Source organism: Pseudomonas sp. BN505, from assembly GCF_029873175.1.
In the GTDB taxonomy this organism is placed as follows: Bacteria; Pseudomonadota; Gammaproteobacteria; order Pseudomonadales; family Pseudomonadaceae; genus Aquipseudomonas; species Aquipseudomonas putida.
In genome coordinates this window covers 1-17,492 of sequence record NZ_SSOI01000013.1, presented here as the reverse complement: position 1 = coordinate 17,492, position 17,492 = coordinate 1, and the positions used below count along the sequence as shown (strand labels likewise).

Below are 17,492 nucleotides of genomic sequence, written 5' to 3'. Positions count from 1 at the left end.
AGGAGTCGCCATGTCTTTTACCCCCGATCTGATCGCTGAACTGGAAGTACTCGCGCTGTTCAAACACGACAGCAGCCAGGAAGGCATCAAGATAAACAGCAACGCCGCCCCTGCCCTGGTCGCCGCTGCGCAACGCCTGCATGAAAAGGGGCTGACCGATCAACCCGATGGCGGCTACCTGACCAGCCTGGGTCACGACGCCGTTGACAGTGTCCAGCTGCTGCAGAACATCCTCAAGGCGCCACAGCCGGCCTGAACAGAGATCACAAGGGGCCGCGCTGCGGCCCCCGGTCAGTTGGCCGTTGCCCTGCGCTTTTCCACCAGCCACGAGCGCCCATACAGGAACACGATGGCCAGCAAGGCCACCGCCTGTGCCGACAGCGAGTAAGCATCAGCGTGAATGCCCAGCCAATCGAACTCGAAGAACGCCACCGGCCGTGTGCCCAGCACCCCGGCTTCTTGCAGCGCCTTCACGCCATGCCCGGCAAACACCACCGACAGCGCGCAAAGCAGCGCGGCGTTGATGCTGAAGAACAGCGTCAGCGGCAGCTTGGCAGAACCGCGCAAGATCACCCAGGCCAGGCCCACCAGCAGCACCAGCGCCGTGGCGCCCCCCGCCAGCACCGCCTGGTGCCCGGCAGGGCCTGCCTGCAACCACAGGGTTTCGTAGAACAGGATCACTTCGAACAGTTCGCGGTACACCGAGAAAAACGCCAGCATCGCAAAGCCAAAGCGCCCGCCGCCGCTGACCAGGCTGCTTTTGATGTAGTCCTTCCAGGCAGCAGCGTGGCGGCGGTCATGCATCCATACACCGAGCCATAGCACCATCACCGCGGCAAACAGCGCCGTGCAGCCTTCCAGCAGTTCGCGCTGGGCGCCGCCCACATCGATCACATAGGCCGCCACCGCCCAGGTGGCGAACCCGGCGACCAGCGCCAGCCCCCACCCGATGTTGACGCTGCGTACCGCCGACTGCTGCCCGGTGTTACGGAGGAAGGCCAGGATCGCCGCCAGCACCAGAATTGCCTCCAGGCCTTCGCGCAGCAGGATCAGCAAACCGGAGATATAACTCAGCGACCAGCTCAGGCCGTCGCTGCCCAACAGCTTGGCGGCCTGGTCGAGCCTGCTCTTTGCCTCAGCCAGACGCTGTTCGGCCTGAGCCACGGGCAGGCCATCCTGCAGGGACTGACGGTAGGCCATCAGGGATTTTTCGGTGTCCTTGCGCGCCTGGGTGTCGATGTTGTCCAGCGAGCTTTCCACCAGCTCGAAGCCTTCCAGATAGGCCGCTACCGACAGGTCATAGGCCTGGTCCTGGTCACCTGCGCGGTAGGCGGCCAAGCTTTTGTCCAGCGTGTTGGCAGTGTATTCGAGCAGTTGCGCCGGGCCGCGCTTGACTTGCGGCGGCTGGGCACGCTGGGCACGGAAAGCTTCCACGACCGCGCTGCCTTCGTTGGCGGCGACTTCGGCCGGGGTCTGGCGAGCCAGGTCGGCGATGTTCCAGGTCTTGTCGCCTTTGCCGGCTTCCGGCTTGGCGGTGAAGCTGGCGATATAGGCGGCCACATCCCAGCGCTGGCGATCATCCAACTGGTCGGCAAAGGACGGCATCTCAGTGCCGTCGATGCCCAGGGCCAGGGTGTTGTAGAGATCGAACAGGCTCAACTGGTCCAGACGCACGACATCACGCAGGTTGGCGGGCGCAGGCTCCAGGCCCACGCCAGCGGGGCCGTCGCCTGCGCCGGTGTCTCCGTGGCAGATCGAGCAGTTTTGCGCATAAAGCGAAGCGCCACGGGCCGGGTCAGGTGTGATCACCGGGGCCTGGCTGACCTCGTAGGCCACTGCCAGTCGCGCGCCCAGCTGGCGGGCCTGCCGGGCGACAGCGGTGCCCTCCTGTCGCTGATCAATGGCCTGGCGTAACGCCTGGACGCCCTGTTCCAGGGCGGCTTGCTCGGTATTTGTGGGCAGGGCTTTGACCAGGTCGGCCAATACCGCGCTGAATTCCTGTTGCTCGCGGTATTCGCCCTCGTCGATCACTTTGCCGCCTTGCACGGTCGGCGGGTAGTCGGCGCCGATGTAGTCCAGCAGGTGCAGGGCCTTGCCGGCCTCGGCGGGGGACTCGGCCTGCGCCAGGGTGCTGCACAGCGCCAGCACCGGGCCAAGCAATATAGCCGGCAGCCAGGCAAGCAGACAGGAACGGGTTTTCATGGCCAGTCTCGAAGGGAATGCGAAAGAGAACATTGTTCACTCCGACTTGCCTTCGCTCAAGGGTGCTGGGCGGATTTCATGAAAAATCTTGCTACAAATCAGATGACAAGCATTCCGCCGCCCTCAGAACCTGCGCTGATCAGTGGGGGCTGGCTTTGCCGGCGATGGCGGCCACGTCGATCCCACAGGAAACACTGGGTACCAATTGAGTAATCCCGGCCTGTCAGGGCCTCATCGCCGGCAAGCCAGCTCCTACAGGTGAGTCACAAGGCTCGATAGCAGTGGCGTACCTGTGGGAGCTGGCTTGCCGGCGATTGGGCCTCAAGGCTTGGCGGTGTCCTTCCAGCCACCACCCAGCGCCAGGAACACCCCGATCTGCCCCATGGCTACCTGACTATTGGCCGCTGCCAACTGCGCACGCATGTCGGTATAGGTGCGTGTGGCCTGCAAATCCGCCAGGAACGATTCACGCCCTGCCTGGTAATACCGGTGGGTCTGGTCCGCCGCTTCCTTGGCCGATTTTTCTGCCTCGGCCAAGGCATCACGCCGGTCCAGCAGGGCGCTGTACTGCGCCAGGCGGGTCTGGGTTTCGCGAATGGCGTTCAGCACCACGCCATCGAAGTTCGCCAACGCCGCCTGGGTAGAGGCTTCGGCCATGCGAATACGCGCACGGGTGCCATTGGTGGGGATGGTCCAGCTGACCTGCGGGCCGAAGCCCCAGCGGTTGGTCGACGGCTCGCCGAGGTTTTCCAGAATGCCGATGGTGCCGACCTGGGCGCCAATGCTGATGTCCGGGTACAGCGCGCCGGTGGCCACGCCGATGTAGGCAGTGGCAGCAGCCAGCTGGCGCTCGGCCTGGCGCACGTCGGGGCGACGTTTGAGCAGCGCGGCGCCATCCCCCACCGGGACTAGCTGGTTCAGGTGCGGCAGCTCGGCACAATCTGCGGTGCCGGCAGGCAACTGGTCGACCGGCTTGGCCAGCAGCGCGGCCAGTGTGTACATGCCGGTTTCGCGCTCGGCCTTGAAACGTGGCAGTTCGGCGCGCAAGGATTTGAACTGGGTCTGCGAACGGGTGACCTGGGTTTCATCACCGCGGCCGGCATCGCGCAGGCGCTGGTTGAGCGTGACGCTCTGCTCCTGCAGGTCCAGCGACTCGCGGGCGATGTGGAGTTCCTCGTTGGCCGAGCACACCTGGGTATAAGCCTTGACGACGTCTGCCACCAAGGTAATACGGGCGGTATCGGCAGCGGCCTGCACAGCGTCGGCATTGGCCTTGGCGGCCTCGGTGCCGCGCTTGAAGGTGCCCCACAGGTCGAACTGGTACGAGGCACTGATAATGGCCTCGCCGATGTTGGCCACCGGTACCTTCTCGGGCTGCAGGAAGGCTTCGCCCGACTCCTGCAACCGCTGGGCGCCGAGTTTGACGCCACCGTTGAAGCCGCCTTGCGATTCGGCCACCTCCACCTGGGCGCGGGCCTTGGCGATGTTGGCAGCCGCCACGCGTAGCTCGGTGTTGGCACTCAGGGCCTGACGCACTAGCGCGTTCAGCCGCTGGTCCTGATACAGCTGCCACCAGTCCTCGGGCACCGGCGCCGAGACCACGCTGTCGGCATCCTGGCGCAGGGGGCCGCTCAGGTCGCTGCGTTGCACCGCCGCGTCCTTGGGCACCTCATAGTCGGGCCCTACCATCATGCAGGCCCCTAGCGACAGGCACAGGCCGGCCAGGATCAGCTGTTTCATGGGCGCTCGCCCTCGATGATCGACACCGTGGCGGTGCGCCCGGCAATCATGCGGAAGTCCTGCGGCACTTCATCGAAGGCGATGCGCACCGGAATACGCTGGGCCAGACGCACCCAGCTGAACGCCGGGTTGACGTTGGGCAGCAGGTTGGCACCGCTGCTGCGGTCGCGGTCTTCGATGCCCGCAGCAAAGCTCTGCACATGGCCGCGCAGGCGGGTGTTGTCGCCCATTACGCGAATGTCCACGGCATCGCCAATGTGGATGCCACCCAGCTTGGTCTCTTCAAAGTAGCCATCGACGTGGTACGAGGTGCTGTCGACCACCGACAGCACCGGGCGGCCGGCGGTGACGAATTCGTGGTTACGCGGGGCGCGGTCGTTCAGGTAGCCGTCCACCGGGCTGCGCACCACCGAACGGTCGAGGTTGAGCTGGGCGGTATCGACTGCCACCTGGGCCTCGCTGACAGCCGAGCGGGCTCGGGCCTCGCGGGACTGGCTTTCTTCCAGCTGCTCGGCGGCCACCAGGTTGCCCAGCTTGCGGTTGCGCTGCGCCTCGCGTGAGGCCTGGGCCAGGGTTTCCTGGCGTTCGCCCAGGGTGGCCTTGGCCTGGCGCAGGGCCAGGGTGAAGCGGTCCTGGTCGATGGTGAACAGCACGTCACCGCGTTTGACGGTCTGGTTGTCGCGCACCTCGACCTTCTGGATCAACCCCGACACATCGGGGGCGATCTGGATCACGTCGGCGCGGATGTGGCCGTCGCGGGTCCAGGGGGCAAACATGTAGTACACCACCATCTGCCACACGAGCACGGCGGCGAAGGTCACTACCAGCAAGGTCAGGACCACACGGCCCAAGGTCAGCAAAGGTTTTTTCATGGCAGCATCAGGTTTCGGCAAAAGTGGTCCACCGCGCCAAGCAGCACGGCATACAGAGCAACGTTGAACAACGCCCGGTGCCAGACCAGGCGGTAGAAATGCAGGCGCACCAGCACCGCGTGCACCCCCAGGAACACCAGGTAGGTGCCAAACATCATCACCAGCAGCGTGGGCAGAAACACCCCGCTGATATCCAGTTCACCAATCACAGGGGCGCTCCGTCGAGGCCAGGGGGCAGTTGCGGTTGTTCGGCGGGTTCGAGCATCACTTCCACGCCCGGCAACAGCGCCAGCCGCAGGCCACTCAGGGCATGCAGCAGGTGGGTGCGGGCATCGCCACGCTCGTACAATTCATCCAGGTTCAGCGCCAGGCGTGCGCGTTCCATGTTGCGCAGGAGCGCGGCCGGGGCATGCAGGCGCTCACCGGCACGCAGGCAGGCGGCGTAGTGCGCGCCGACTTCTTCGACCACCGTGCGCAAGCGCTCGCGGGCCTGCTGGCCGGCGCGCGGCATATAGGCCAGCAGGTCGAGCAAGTTCAGCCCCACGCGCAGGTCACGCAGTGCCACGCCGCTGTCCTGGCCGGTTTGCGACAGGCGCGGCAGGTGCTGCATCAGGCGGTCGAGCATCTGCACGCCCACCTGGCGTTGCTCGGCCAGGGTCGCCGGTTCGGTCATTTCGACAATGTCGCGCCAGGCGAAGCGGGTCATGCGCTTGGCCGCCAGCTCCACGCCGAACGGGCGCATCACCAAGGTCCAGATGAACGCGAACAACAGGCCAACGGGGCCGGCCAGGTTGGCGTTGAGGAAGGTGAAGAAGTCGGCGTCGTAGGCACCCTGGATGCTGATGAAGGTCGAGGTGTTGACGATGGTCAGCAAGGTGCCCAGGTAGAAGCGCGGCTGCACGGTCAGGGTGCCGATACAGATGAACGGCACGGCAAACGCCAGCACCAGCATCGGGAAATCGTGCAGGTTGGGCAGCACCAGGAACAGGTACAGGCTGGAGAAGATGACCGACATCAGCGTCCAGAAGAAGAACCGGTAGATCTGCGGCGCCGGGTCGTCCATGGCAGCAAAGAAGCTGCACGACACGGCAGCAAGGATCACGGCGCTGGCGCCGTCGTTCCAGCCCAGGCCAATCCACAAGCCGCACGCCACCACAATCGCCAGTACGGTAGAGGCCACCGAGTACAGCATCAGGCCACGGTCGAAGAATGCCGTCAGGCGGCCCAGGCGCCAGTGGCGGTACACCGCGCGCCAAGGCTTGGCATCGTCGGTACGCAAGGCGTGCTGCAGGGTGCAGCAGTCCTGCCACAAGTCAGCCCATTCTGTCAGGCGGTACAGGGCGTTGGACAGCAGCAGTTCGGCGCGCTGGTCGAGGGCGGCGGCACCGGGCTGCAGGCGGTCGATCTGCTCGTGCAGCGCGGTCCAGCGCGTTACCGAAGCGCTGTCAGCAGTGCCTTTAAGCCATTCGCGCGCGGCTTCAAGCACGGGTTGAAGCTGGGCGAACTGGGCTGGGGCGCGGCCCTCGAGGGCCACCAGGGCGTCGTCGAGCGCGTCGATTACCGGCAGCAGGTGAATCATCCGCCCGCGCAGTTCGCGGGCATTCTTCAGGGTATGGGGGCCGGCGCCTTCGTGACCTAGCTGGCCGATCATCAGCTCCAGCGAGTTGAAGGTGGCGACCATCGCCCCGCGCATGCCGCCGACCTTGTCGGCGCTGGCTTCGCGGGCCAGGTAGGTGTCGCTGTAGCGGATCGCCTCGGTGAACCAGTTACCGGTGGCGCCGACCACCACGGGGGCCAGCCGGCGCGGCCAGAAAATGGCGCCGACCACTGCCGCACAGACGATCCCCAGGCAAATTTCCTGGGCACGGGAGGACGCCACGTCGAACACCGCCAGCGGGTTGTCGACCACCGCCAGGGCGATCATCGGCAGGGTATAGCCAGCCAGCATCAACACGTAGTTGTTGGCCGTGCGCAGGTTCAGCGACAGGAACAGCAAGGTGCCGGTCCACAGGGCGATGGCGATGCTCAGCAGCAACGGCGACTGCACCAGCGGGGGCACCAGGAAAATCGCGCCACCGGCACCCAGCAACGTGCCAACGGCGCGGTACAACGCCTTGGAACTGGTTGGGCCGACGAACGGGCTGGAGACGATGTACACCGTGGCCATGGCCCAGTAGGGGCGTGGCAGCTGCATGAGCAACGCGATGTACAAGGCGATCATGGAGGCGGCGAAGGTACGCGCACCGTAGAACCAGTCGCGGGCCGGTGGTACTGAGCTGAAGAAGCCGTTCATGCCACCCCGTCCGCACCGCCCAGGCCGGCTGCTTCGAAGGCGCGCAGCACGCGCAAGGTGGCTTCCAGGTCGGCCTGATCGATACTGTTGAGCACATCGCGGCGCAGGCGCACCAGCTCGGCTTCGATGGCCTCGGCCAGGGCACGGCCTTCGGCGGTCAGGCTCAGGGCCTTGGCGCGACGGTCCAGTGGATCCTCGCTGCGGCACACCAGGCCAGCCTTGCACAGTTGGTCGAGCAGGCGCACCAGTGAGGGGCTTTCCAGGCCGGCAGCCTGGGCTACGGCCACCTGGTGCACACCGTCGCCCAGGCGCACGATCATAAGCAGCGGCGCAGCGCAGGCTTCGGAAATGCCGTAACCGGTCAGGGCGGTATGGCAGATGCGCCGCCAATGACGGGCGGCGACCACCATGCCACTGCTGACTTGCAGGCGCAGGAGATCAAGGGACATGAAAGGAACCAAGTATATTCATAGTTTGCTAACTATCAATATACGCCTTGCCCTCCCCCTGTCGTCAACAGTGGGTGACGGACAACCGGGTTAAATGTTGTTCATTTTTTAGCCTGTGCCGGCCTCTTCGCGGGTAAACCCGCCCCTACAGGTACCCCACATTTTGAGGCTTGTGGTTTCCCGCGAAGAGGCCGGCACAGGCAACAGAAAATCAGGGCTGGATCTGGTCTTCCAGCTTCATGGTCAGTGCCAGCGTGCTGCCCATCTGCACCGCCCGGTCCCGCCATTCCTGATAGCGCGCTGCATCACGGCTGCTGAAATGCACCGCCAGCTCCTCTGCCGCCTGCACCACCCCCGCCGCTGCCGCCAGCTCCAGCCAGTACAGCGCGGCCTTCAGGTCGGCCTCAACATACAGCCCGTGCATCAGCCGGTAACCCACCTCAAAGCGACAGCGTGCTTCACCCCGCTCGGCCCCGCGCATGAACCATTGATAGGCCTGAACCAGGTCGACCTGCCAGTCCAGGTCGCCGTCGCATACCTCCTCCTCATACAGGTCGCCCAATGCCGCGGCCGCGTGGAGCATGCCCCGCTCAAAGGCCTGCCGATAGCACTCCGCTGCCTGCATGTAGGAAGGGTCGATGCCTTTGCCAAAGTAATGCTGCTGCCCCAGGTTGAACCAAGCGGCGGCATTGCCTTGCAGGGCTGCCATGCGCAGCAGGTGGCCGGCCAGCACGGTATCGGCACGCCAGTACTTGCCGTTGAGCCAGATCCACCCGAGGTCGTTGAGTGCCGCCACGCTGCCCAGCAACGCCTGGCGGCGCAGGTCGGCATACACCGCCTGCAGGTCGCTGGCCTCATCCAGGCGGTTGACCAGCATCGAGCGCTGGCTGGGCAGACCCACACCGGCAAACAGCCACTGTCGCCTCCCGACCGGGGCCGGTGGTGCAATGACCCGCTCGGGAAGAAGGCGGGCAAGCAGCGAATGGATATTGCTGGCAGCAGACATGTTCATCCTCATTGAACGACGCACAACCCCAACCTTCGGCTGTGATGAGGCGTGATTCTGCGTGACGTCACGTCAAAACCTGTCGCGAACGAATCGGCACACGGCAACCAAATGCGAGTTCCTTGATCTGAGCAGGCTGTGGCCAATTGCCATACAGCACGCGTGCCGCCATCCTGTTGCGGCAAGCCTAGACAAGGACGTTACATTTTGCCGTTCGCCACCACTCGCGCCACCCTCAGCCGTCAGTGGGCGCTGCTGCGCCAGCTGCCCAACCGCTCCCCCGGCATTACCAGCGCCGAGCTTGTCTGGGGCCTGCGCGATGTCGGCTTCACGGTCAGCAAACGCACTGTCGAGCGCGACCTCAATGAGCTGTCGCTGATCTTTCCGCTAGAGCGCAATGACAAGAGCATCCCGTTCGGCTGGCACTGGTCGGCGAGTGCGGTGGGCGAGTTGCGCGGTAACTTCGACTTGCTGACGCACCTACGGGGGGATGCGTTGCAACCGGCGACGGGTGAGGGGGTGGAGCTGGTGGCACGGATCAGCGATGCACTGGCGCGGCAACTGCGTGTTGCACCGTTGAGCAGCGACATGCAGCTGACGGCGCTGGAGCATGGGCATCGGTTGCGGGCCACGGTGAGTGACGGCTGGCCATTGCGCTGGTGGCTGTTGAGCCATGGGGATGGGTTGGTGGTGGAGCAGCCTGTGGTATTGAGGGAAGAGATTGGCAAGATCCTGAGCAATGCGGCAGCTCAGTACCAGAATCTGTAGCCTGTACCGGCCTCTTCGCGGGTAAACCCGCTCCCACAGGAGACCGGTGGACCTTGAGTAGTGCACACCTGTGGGAGCGGGTTTACCCGCGAAGGGGCCGGTACAGGCTTACGCACTAGCGCTGCATCCCCCAGCGCCGCACGGTCAGCCGCTCCAGGGTGTTGAACACCAACCCTTCCACCAGCAAACCAATCAGGATCACCACCGCCAACCCGGCAAATACCTTGTCGGTATACAGCTCGTTGCGGTTCTGGAAGATGTACCAGCCCAGCCCGCCTTTACCGCTGCTGGCGCCAAACACCAGTTCGGCGGCAATCAGGGTGCGCCAGGCAAAGGCCCAGCCGATCTTCAGCCCCGACAGGATCGACGGCAAAGCCGCCGGCACCAGGATGTGCAGCACCAGCCGCAGCCCTTTCAGGCCATAGTTCCGGCCCGCCATGCGCAGTGTTTCCGAGACGCCCAGAAAGCCCGCGTAGGTATTCAGGGCCAAAGCCCACAGCACCGAATGCACCAGCACGAAGATCAGGCTATTGTCGCCCAGCCCGAACCACAGCAAGGCCAGCGGCAGCAGGGCAATGGCCGGAAGCGGGTTGAACATCGAGGTCAATGTGCCCAGCAGGTCGCGGCCCAGCTGGGTCGAAACCGCCAGGCTGGTCAGGCCGAATGCCAGGACGATGCCCAGTACATAACCCTTGAGCAGAATCACCAGCGACACGCCAACCTTGGCCGGCAGTTCGCCACTGATCATCCCGTCCCACAGGGCGGCGGCGGTTTGCAAAAAGCCTGGCAACAGCAGGTCGTTGTCCTGATAGCGGGCCACGGCCTCCCACAGCACGGCGATCACCAGCAGGATAACCGCCTTGCGCAGCCAGCCTTGCTGCCACAGGCGCTGGGCCAACGGCAATTGTCGTTCCAGAGGCACACTGAGCAGGGGCTCCAGCTGCACCTCGTATTCCTGGCGTACAGGTGTAGTGGTCATGGCTGAAGCTCCTGTCAGTAGGCGATGCGAATATCGTTAAAACCAAGCTCGTCAGGCTGTTGCGGGGTATCCGCCTCGTCAAACAGCAGACGGTGGATACGCCGGGCACTGGCCTGGAAGTCGCTGCCACCCAGGCTGCCCAGGTCGTACTGATGGCTATGCACTTCGGCCCGTACCCGCCCCGGGTGCGGCGACAGCAGCAGGATGCGGTTGCCAACCACCAGCGCCTCCTCGATGGAGTGGGTCACGAACAGCAGGGTGAACCGTACTTCCTCCCACAGCAGCAACAGCTCTTCCTGCATCTTGCGCCGGGTCAGCGCATCAAGGGCGGCGAACGGCTCATCCATCAACAGGATCTTTGGCTGCGTGGCCAAGGCCCGGGCAATCGCCACGCGTGCCTTCATGCCGCCCGACAGGGTGTGTGGGTAGGCATCGGCGAAGGCGGCCAGGCCGACTTTTTCCAGGTAATGCAGTGCCCGCTCTTCGGCTTCGGCGCGCTTGAGCTGGCCAGACACCAGCAGCGGGAACATGACGTTCTGCTTTACCGTTTTCCACGGCGGCAGCTGGTCAAATTCCTGGAACACCACGATGCGGTCGGGGCCCGGACCACGGACAGCCTGGCCCTGCAAAAGAATCTGCCCTTCCTGCGGCTGGATGAAACCGGCGACAGCCTTGAGCAAGGTGGACTTGCCGCAGCCAGAGGGGCCCAGCAGCACGAAGCGGTCGGCACGGTCGACTTCGAAGCTGACCTGGTGGGTGGCCCGCACCACGCGTTGCGCGGTGCGGTATTCGAGGCTGAGGTTATCCACCTGGAGCAAAGGCGGCGTTGCGACACGGCTCAGGTTGCTGGCCGTGTGGCCTGGCAATGGGGCGGTCATGATCGATCAGCTCCCTTGCAGCGGGCGTTCATCCTGGAAGAAGTAGTCCTTCCACGATTCCGGCTTGTGCTTGATGGCGCCTACCCGATAGAGAAAATCGGCCAGCTTGTAGGTGTTCTTTGGTGTGACGGTGAATTCGTACTGCGGGTTGTCGATCAGCTTGATCAACGCATCGCGGTCGATCTTGGCCTTGGTCACACGGATATAGGTGTCGGCGGCAGCGGCCTTGTCTTTCTGGGCGAAGTCTGCGGCTTCGGCCAGGGCGTCAACGAAGGCCTTGTAGGTTTTAGGGTTGTCCTTGCGGAATTTCTCGGTGGCAAACAGCAAGGTCGGCGAGTTGGGGCCGAGCAGGTCATAGCTGTTGAGCACCACATGCACGTCCTTGTTGGCGAGCACCTGGTCCTGGAACGGTGGGTTGGAGAAGTGCCCGTTCAGCTCGGTACCGCCGGCCAGCAGCGCGGCAGTGGCATCGGGGTGAGGTACGGCGAGGGTGTATTTGTCGAGGCGGTTGTATTCCTTGTCACCCCATTGCTGGGCGGCGGCGTACTGCAGGAAGCGCGACTGCACCGAAACACCGACCGCTGGCACGGCGATGCGGTCTTTGTTGGTGATGTCGGCGATGGTCTTCACGTTGGGGTTGCTGCTGATCAGGTAGTACGGGAAGTTGCCCAGCGAGGCCACGGCCTTCACATTCTGCCGACCCTTGGTGCGGTCCCACACCGTAAGCAGCGGGCCGACACCCGCGCCGGCGATGTCTACCGAGCCGGACAGCAGTGCGTCGTTGATGGCCGAGCCACCCGACAGCTGGGCCCAGTCGACTTCGATGTCGATGCCCTGCTCCTTGCCGTACTTTTCGATCAGGTGCTGGTCACGCACCACATTCAGCAGCAGGTAGACGATGCCGAACTGTTCGGCAATGCGGATCTTGCCTTCGGCCTGGGCCACTGCAGGGGCAGCCAGGCTGCCAACGACCAGGCTTGCGCCCAGGCCGATGCTTGCCGCCAGGCGGCTGATGGATTTGCGCATGATGATGTCCTCAGTCGTCAGAACGGGGCGTCGCCCTGGATGGTGGTGCGGTACAGCTTGCGGCGCAGGTGTGCGGGGCAGCCGGCGGCCAGGTGGATCAACGAGCGGTTGTCCCAGAACACCAGGTCATGGGGCTGCCATTGGTGGCGGTAGATGTTCTGCTCCAGCACGCTCAGTGCGTACAGCTGTTGCAGCACGTCGCGGCTTTCATCGTCGGGCAGGCCGACGATGCGGGTGGTGAAGCCTTCACTGACAAACAGCGCCTTGCGGCCGTTTTCCGGGTGGGTGCGGACCACCGGGTGGATAACTTCCTGTACCTGCGCCAATTGCTCGGCGGTCAGGTTCGGGCGCCAGTTGCCTTCAAATTTGGTTTCGGCGTAACGGGCGGTATAGGAGTGGGCAGCACTGCGGCCCTCGACCACTTTGCGCAAGGCGTCGGGTACGGCGTCCCAGGCTTTGTGCATGTCGGCGAACAGCGTATCGCCGCCTTCGCGTGGCAGTTCCTGGGCATGCAGCATGGAACCGAGGCTGGGCAGCGCTTTGTATGAAAGGTCGGAGTGCCAGAACTTGCCAGCATCACCCAGGCCGATGTTCTGACCGTTTTCGATGATGTTGGAAACGATCAGGATCTCGGGATGGCCTGTAAGCAGGAACTGCTTGAGCACATGGATCTGCAACTCGCCAAAGCGGCGGCTGAAGGCAATCTGCTGTTCCGGGCTGATGCGCTGGTCGCGGAACACCAGGACATGGTGGTCGAGGTGGGCGCGATGGATACGGGCGAAATCCTCGGCGTTGACCGGTTTGGCCAGGTCCAGGCCGATGATCTCGGCGCCTACGGCACCGGAGAACGGGCGGATTTCGAAAACTTGCGGCTGGGCGCTGTCGATGGTCGACAAGGCGTTCGAGGCGGCTGACATTTATCACTCCCACGCAGTGCGCGACTTCAATGGCGCGCAACGATCAGAAACGCACGGGGATTTCCCGTGTGGGTTCAAGTCGTGCGGCGCATCGATTGGTCGACGGGTACGCAGTGGATGTGACTATAAAGTCATAAGCGCGATATTTTAAATACCTTTAAAGCATAACCATATCACTGTCTCCGGGGCTGCCTTACTGTCAGATCAGCCCACCCTGCTCTTCTTCGTCGATCAGGTTGTTGAGGCTGCTGAGCGCCTTGCGCGCGGTGGAGCGGTTGAGCAGCTTGGCCTGTGCGCCGGCAGGCAGGTCGGTGATCTTGAATACCCCCTTGGCGGTCAGCACGTCGATGAGGTCCTCGAGCACGCGGATCATGTCCAGGTCACTTTGCTTGAGCTGGTTGAGGCTGTTTTCCACGACGTCATCGGCAAACCATTCCTGGATATCGGCATGGTCGGCGGGGAGCATTTCGGTGAACTGGTCAAAAGCAGCTGCTTCTACCCGCAGCAACTGGCCAGCGGCGTCGCGTTGCACGTAGAACATGGCGGTGTCCCTCGTCACGTTGGTTCCTTGTTGGTAGACAGCAGCATAGGCAAAGATCGCCGGGCGCGCAGGCCCGGCGCCAGAGTATGCGCTGTCAGCAGATTGCAGGAAAGACCCGTGTGGGAGCGGCCTTGTGTCGCGAAAGGGCCGCGTAGCGGCCCTTTAGCACATCAGCTGTCTTTGTTGTGAATGATGATGGTCGGGTCGGCACCGCTGATCAACGAGTTGACCGTGGTGTTGGACCAGTTCACCCCTTCAAGCTTGATGGTCACATCGGCATTTGCCAGACCGCCAGCATCGTTGAGCTTGCCTTCGCTGCTGACCTGCAATGTGGTCGTGCCTTCCACAGTGGTGAGTTTCAGGTAGTTGTCGATCGTGCTGCCCTTCTCACCCTGCAGCAGATCGCTCAAGTCGATCTTGTCTTTCTCGCCTACCTTGAAGTCCTTGATCACGTCGTTGCCGTAATCGCCCGCCTTCCAGATGAAGGTGTCCTTACCTGCTCCACCGATCAAAGTATCGTCGCCATGACCACCAATCAGGAAGTCATCGCCGCTGCCACCCAACAGAATGTCGTTACCTCTGCCACCATCGAGCCTGTCGATGCCGCCTTGCCCGAAGAGGATATCGTTGCCATTTCCGCCTGTGAGGATGTCATTACCGTCGTTGGCACCCGAGATATCAAATTCGGTGTAGTGCTCGGCGATGTACTGATGCACGTTCTTGGCAGTGATGGTGCTGACATCCACATTACTCTTCTGCGCGACGTACTCCTGCAACCCTTGATAACCCTCGCTGACAACGCCGTTGAGGGTAATCAAGTCACCGAAGATGATGTCGTTGCCATTGCCACCGTCGATGCTATCCGAGCCCGGAACGGTGGCCTCGGTATGTCCGAGAATTGCCGCCGCCAGTTTGGACGGGTCGATATTGGTTTGTGGTTTACCGGCGCTGTCATACTCCTTGAGATCGTTCCAGCTGACATCGTTGTTAAGCCCGATAGCCTGAACTTTAGTCAAGCCAGAAAGCAGCTTGAAGCTGGCCGCCGAACCGTCACTCGCGCTATCCCAACTGCTCGAGTTGCCGGAACCCGCCCGAGAAGAAATCTCGTAGGTGCCATCCCCTTGAGCATGGATCGTCCCCAAGGATCTGTAAGAGTTGTTGACGTAAACATCACCGCTGGAGGTAATAGTAAGTCTTTGACCGTCGATCACCTTGTCGAAATAGTCACCGATCTTAAAGTTGTTTACGTTCACAACATCATCCAAATACGTGCCGCGCCACAGCCGAGGATTAGTATCCTCCTGGTTCTGCCAGAAAGTCGGCTTACCATCGGTGATGAAATACGTCAGGTTCTCCGCCCCAGTGTTACTGGTGGCCATGGTGCTCTTGAAGAAGTTGGCCGTTGCCTTGAACACATCTTCATAGTTGGTACCGCCACCATAGTACTCACCGCCCAACATCGAATTGAGCACCGCCTGCAGCTTGCTGAGGGCATTCGAATCGGCAAGGTTGACCGAGACGTTCTTGTTAACCTGACTGTCGAAGTCAGCCAGGAAGATGTTCACCGTACCCGAGGCATCAGATCCCAAGCTGGCTTTGAGTGAATTGAACACCGATGCAAGCTGTGCCTTGGCATCGGCAATCGATTTTTCGCTCATGCTGCCGGAGCTGTCGACCATGAATGCGATGTTGTAGTTTTTGCCCTGAACCACGTTCAAGCCAGATACATCTGCCACGATGATATCGTTGCTTTCGCCACCCGTGAGTGTGTCGTTGCCCGTGGTGCCGACTGCTGGCTTGTAGTCAGCCTTGTAGACCGTAACCGGAATCTGGCCGGGGGTGCTATCCGAACCACCAAGGCTTTCAGTAGCGGTAGCGGTTACTGCGATAGTGAACTTGCCCTCGTAGTAGGCTGGCGGCGTCAGTGTCAGGCTGCTGAGTTTCCAGCCAGTTACATCTACAGGCGTACCGCCCACCTTAATAGTGTGGCCCGCACCATCGCTCAGCACCGAACCAGCCGGAATGCCACTGAGGCTTACGCTCAAGCTTTCAGAGCCGTCGGTGTCAGTAAGGCCAGCAGTAATGCCAACCAACTTGACCGAGCCACCTTCCGGGCCTTCGTTCAGCTTGTAGCCGTCGTAGTAGCTCTGGCCATTAACAGTGTGCAAGTCAGACGCAGTCAGGCCTGCGGTGGCCATGTCCGCCACGCTCTGGTACATCGGGATGTTGGCACTGCTCAGGTCAACCGCAGTACCCGAACCGACCTTGATATTAAGGTCATAGCTACCAGGACCTGCCTGGTTAGCATGGTAAACCTCGATCGGGTAGTAGCCGCTGGCTTTAGCCGTGAAGGTACCCGAAATCTGTCCACCGCCACCCCAAGTGGTGGTTACGACCGTAGTACCGCCCACGGTGACCACCAAACTATCATCGGCAGTGCCGCTGAAGGTGTAGGTTTTGCCTTCTTCCAGATAGATCAGGCCAGAGGTTTTCGAGCCACTGCCAGCGTTGACGCTGCCATCAGACTTTACATCCGTGGTAGAGCCCGTTGAGGTCGCGATACCCGAGTTGGCGAATACGGTCTTCAATGCGTCGCCCGTAATGCCGTTGCCATCGGTCCCCAGTCCTTTCAAAGAAGTCCAAACTTCCTTGATCAAAGACTTGGACACGACATCGGCGCTGCCGATGCTCAGGGTGGGTTTATCAGCCTGCGGAGCGATGTCGACTTTCATGGTCACTTCGCTGCCGGTATTGGTGCCATCGTTCGGTTTGTACTTGAACTGGGCGTAGTCAGCCTGCTTGTTACCAACGCCGGCACCGCCGTATCCATCAATGCCCGACTGGTTCAACTTCGGTACGAACTTGAGGTAGCCCTTGTCAATGTCGGCCTGGCTGACCACCTGGCCCGAAGTCACATTGCTCCACGTGTTGGTGGTGCTGTTGTAGGCCTTCAGGCTGCCGTCAACCGGAATCGATGCGATCGTTACGAACAGGCCGGTGTTGCCATCGGCATCAGTAACATTGAAGTCACTCCACTTGAAGAAGTACTCGGTATCTTCCACACCTGTGACGGCACCGCCAGTCGAGACAGGCAGGTGGTCATTGTCGAGGATGGTGGTAGTCACGCTCGACTTGCTGCTGTCTACCTGCAGGTTCTCGAAGCTGCCACCGGTAGCGGTCTCGATCTTAACCACAAAGTTCTCAGCACCTTCGACGAGCTTGTCGTCGATGGTAGCGATGTTGAAAGTCGCGCCTGTGCTATTGGCCGGGATCGTCACGGTGGTGACACCGGTGAAGTCCTCACCGTTTTTGGCGGTGCCGCTGTAGCTGAGGGTAATGGTGACCTCGGCTTTGGCTTCGTGACTGAGGGTCAGTGTGTAACGGCTGGTTTCACCTTCAGTCAAAGAGGTGGTGCCAGTAATGCCAACTGTGGACACATCGCCCTGGTTGCCGGCGCCTGGAGTACCCACGCCTGGTTCGTCGACCACTTTGGTGCTGGCCGCCTTGTCGTCCAGCTTGAGATCTTCGAAGCGGCTTGCACCTGGGCCTGCCACCGACTGAAGCGACAGGCTGACGGTGGACTCGCCGATGTACACGTTGTCCGGCGCAGCCACGGTCACACTACCGCTGCTTTGGTTAGCCGGTACGGTGATGGTGGTTTTGCCGTCGCTCAGGGTGAAGGTCAGGGCACCGTGGTTGTTGATCGGCAAGCCAGTCGGGCCGGTCAAGGTGACGGTGTAGACGATGTTGCCGCCTTCGGTCACTTGCTCGGTAGCCGTCAGCTTGGCCACGACTTCGGTCAGGGTGTCCTTGATTTCGAC

15 protein-coding genes are annotated in these 17,492 nt (G+C 62.2%); 2 read left to right on the top strand and 13 right to left on the bottom strand.

The genetic code is table 11. The features are described 5' to 3' along the window. The first annotated feature begins 10 nt into the window (after positions 1-10). Positions 11-256 (top strand): TIGR02647 family protein, encoded by a 246-nt coding sequence (locus tag E8E78_RS00900; RefSeq protein ID WP_016484337.1) that lies wholly within the window; start codon positions 11-13, stop codon positions 254-256. A 35-nt stretch (positions 257-291) separates the two neighbouring features. Here the strand turns inward: E8E78_RS00900 and E8E78_RS00895 are convergent, their stop codons facing one another. The 7 genes from E8E78_RS00895 to E8E78_RS00865 form a co-directional block, all read right to left on the bottom strand. Further along, complete coding sequence (locus tag E8E78_RS00895; RefSeq protein ID WP_084967572.1) at positions 292-2,235, bottom strand: FTR1 family protein; 1,944 nt, start codon at positions 2,233-2,235, stop codon at positions 292-294. A 288-nt stretch (positions 2,236-2,523) separates the two neighbouring features. Then, on the bottom strand, positions 2,524-3,942 hold the full coding sequence (locus E8E78_RS00890) for a TolC family protein (protein WP_049276112.1): 1,419 nt from the start codon (positions 3,940-3,942) through the stop codon (positions 2,524-2,526). Further along, positions 3,939-4,814: an HlyD family secretion protein gene (locus tag E8E78_RS00885; protein ID WP_016497474.1), complete on the bottom strand. Its 876-nt coding sequence runs from the start codon at positions 4,812-4,814 to the stop codon at positions 3,939-3,941. The genes E8E78_RS00890 and E8E78_RS00885 overlap by 4 nt, the downstream gene beginning before the upstream one ends. Continuing rightward, a complete protein-coding gene (locus E8E78_RS00880) occupies positions 4,811-5,023 on the bottom strand; it encodes a DUF1656 domain-containing protein (protein ID WP_016497473.1) in 213 nt (70 codons plus the stop codon). The genes E8E78_RS00885 and E8E78_RS00880 overlap by 4 nt, the downstream gene beginning before the upstream one ends. Beyond that, positions 5,020-7,107, bottom strand: coding sequence for an FUSC family protein (locus E8E78_RS00875; protein WP_061202984.1), 2,088 nt, complete (start codon positions 7,105-7,107; stop codon positions 5,020-5,022). The genes E8E78_RS00880 and E8E78_RS00875 overlap by 4 nt, the downstream gene beginning before the upstream one ends. Further along, a complete protein-coding gene (locus tag E8E78_RS00870; protein WP_049273731.1) occupies positions 7,104-7,556 on the bottom strand; it encodes a MarR family transcriptional regulator in 453 nt (150 codons plus the stop codon). The genes E8E78_RS00875 and E8E78_RS00870 overlap by 4 nt, the downstream gene beginning before the upstream one ends. A 211-nt stretch (positions 7,557-7,767) precedes the next feature. Continuing rightward, entirely contained in the window at positions 7,768-8,562 is a 795-nt protein-coding gene (locus E8E78_RS00865) for a tetratricopeptide repeat protein (RefSeq protein WP_049273732.1), read from the bottom strand. 207 nt (positions 8,563-8,769) lie between these two features. Between E8E78_RS00865 and E8E78_RS00860 the strand changes: the two genes are divergently transcribed. Then, complete coding sequence (locus tag E8E78_RS00860) at positions 8,770-9,330, top strand: WYL domain-containing protein (protein WP_049273733.1); 561 nt, start codon at positions 8,770-8,772, stop codon at positions 9,328-9,330. Between the two features lie 115 nt (positions 9,331-9,445). On the opposite strand, the gene E8E78_RS00855 is transcribed toward E8E78_RS00860, so the two are convergent. From E8E78_RS00855 to E8E78_RS00830, 6 genes are all read right to left on the bottom strand, one after another. After that, positions 9,446-10,309 (bottom strand): ABC transporter permease, encoded by an 864-nt coding sequence (locus tag E8E78_RS00855; protein WP_016497468.1) that lies wholly within the window; start codon positions 10,307-10,309, stop codon positions 9,446-9,448. A 14-nt stretch (positions 10,310-10,323) separates the two neighbouring features. After that, on the bottom strand, positions 10,324-11,187 hold the full coding sequence (locus E8E78_RS00850) for an ABC transporter ATP-binding protein (protein ID WP_016497467.1): 864 nt from the start codon (positions 11,185-11,187) through the stop codon (positions 10,324-10,326). 6 nt (positions 11,188-11,193) lie between these two features. After that, entirely contained in the window at positions 11,194-12,213 is a 1,020-nt protein-coding gene (locus E8E78_RS00845; protein ID WP_049273736.1) for an ABC transporter substrate-binding protein, read from the bottom strand. A 17-nt stretch (positions 12,214-12,230) separates the two neighbouring features. After that, positions 12,231-13,130, bottom strand: coding sequence for a TauD/TfdA family dioxygenase (locus tag E8E78_RS00840; RefSeq protein ID WP_016497465.1), 900 nt, complete (start codon positions 13,128-13,130; stop codon positions 12,231-12,233). A 199-nt stretch (positions 13,131-13,329) separates the two neighbouring features. Then, entirely contained in the window at positions 13,330-13,671 is a 342-nt protein-coding gene (locus E8E78_RS00835) for a hypothetical protein (protein ID WP_012269973.1), read from the bottom strand. A gap of 170 nt (positions 13,672-13,841) precedes the next feature. Next, positions 13,842-17,492, bottom strand: a 3,651-nt coding sequence (locus E8E78_RS00830; RefSeq protein ID WP_280312365.1) for an immunoglobulin-like domain-containing protein, incomplete at its 5' end; no start/stop codon positions are given.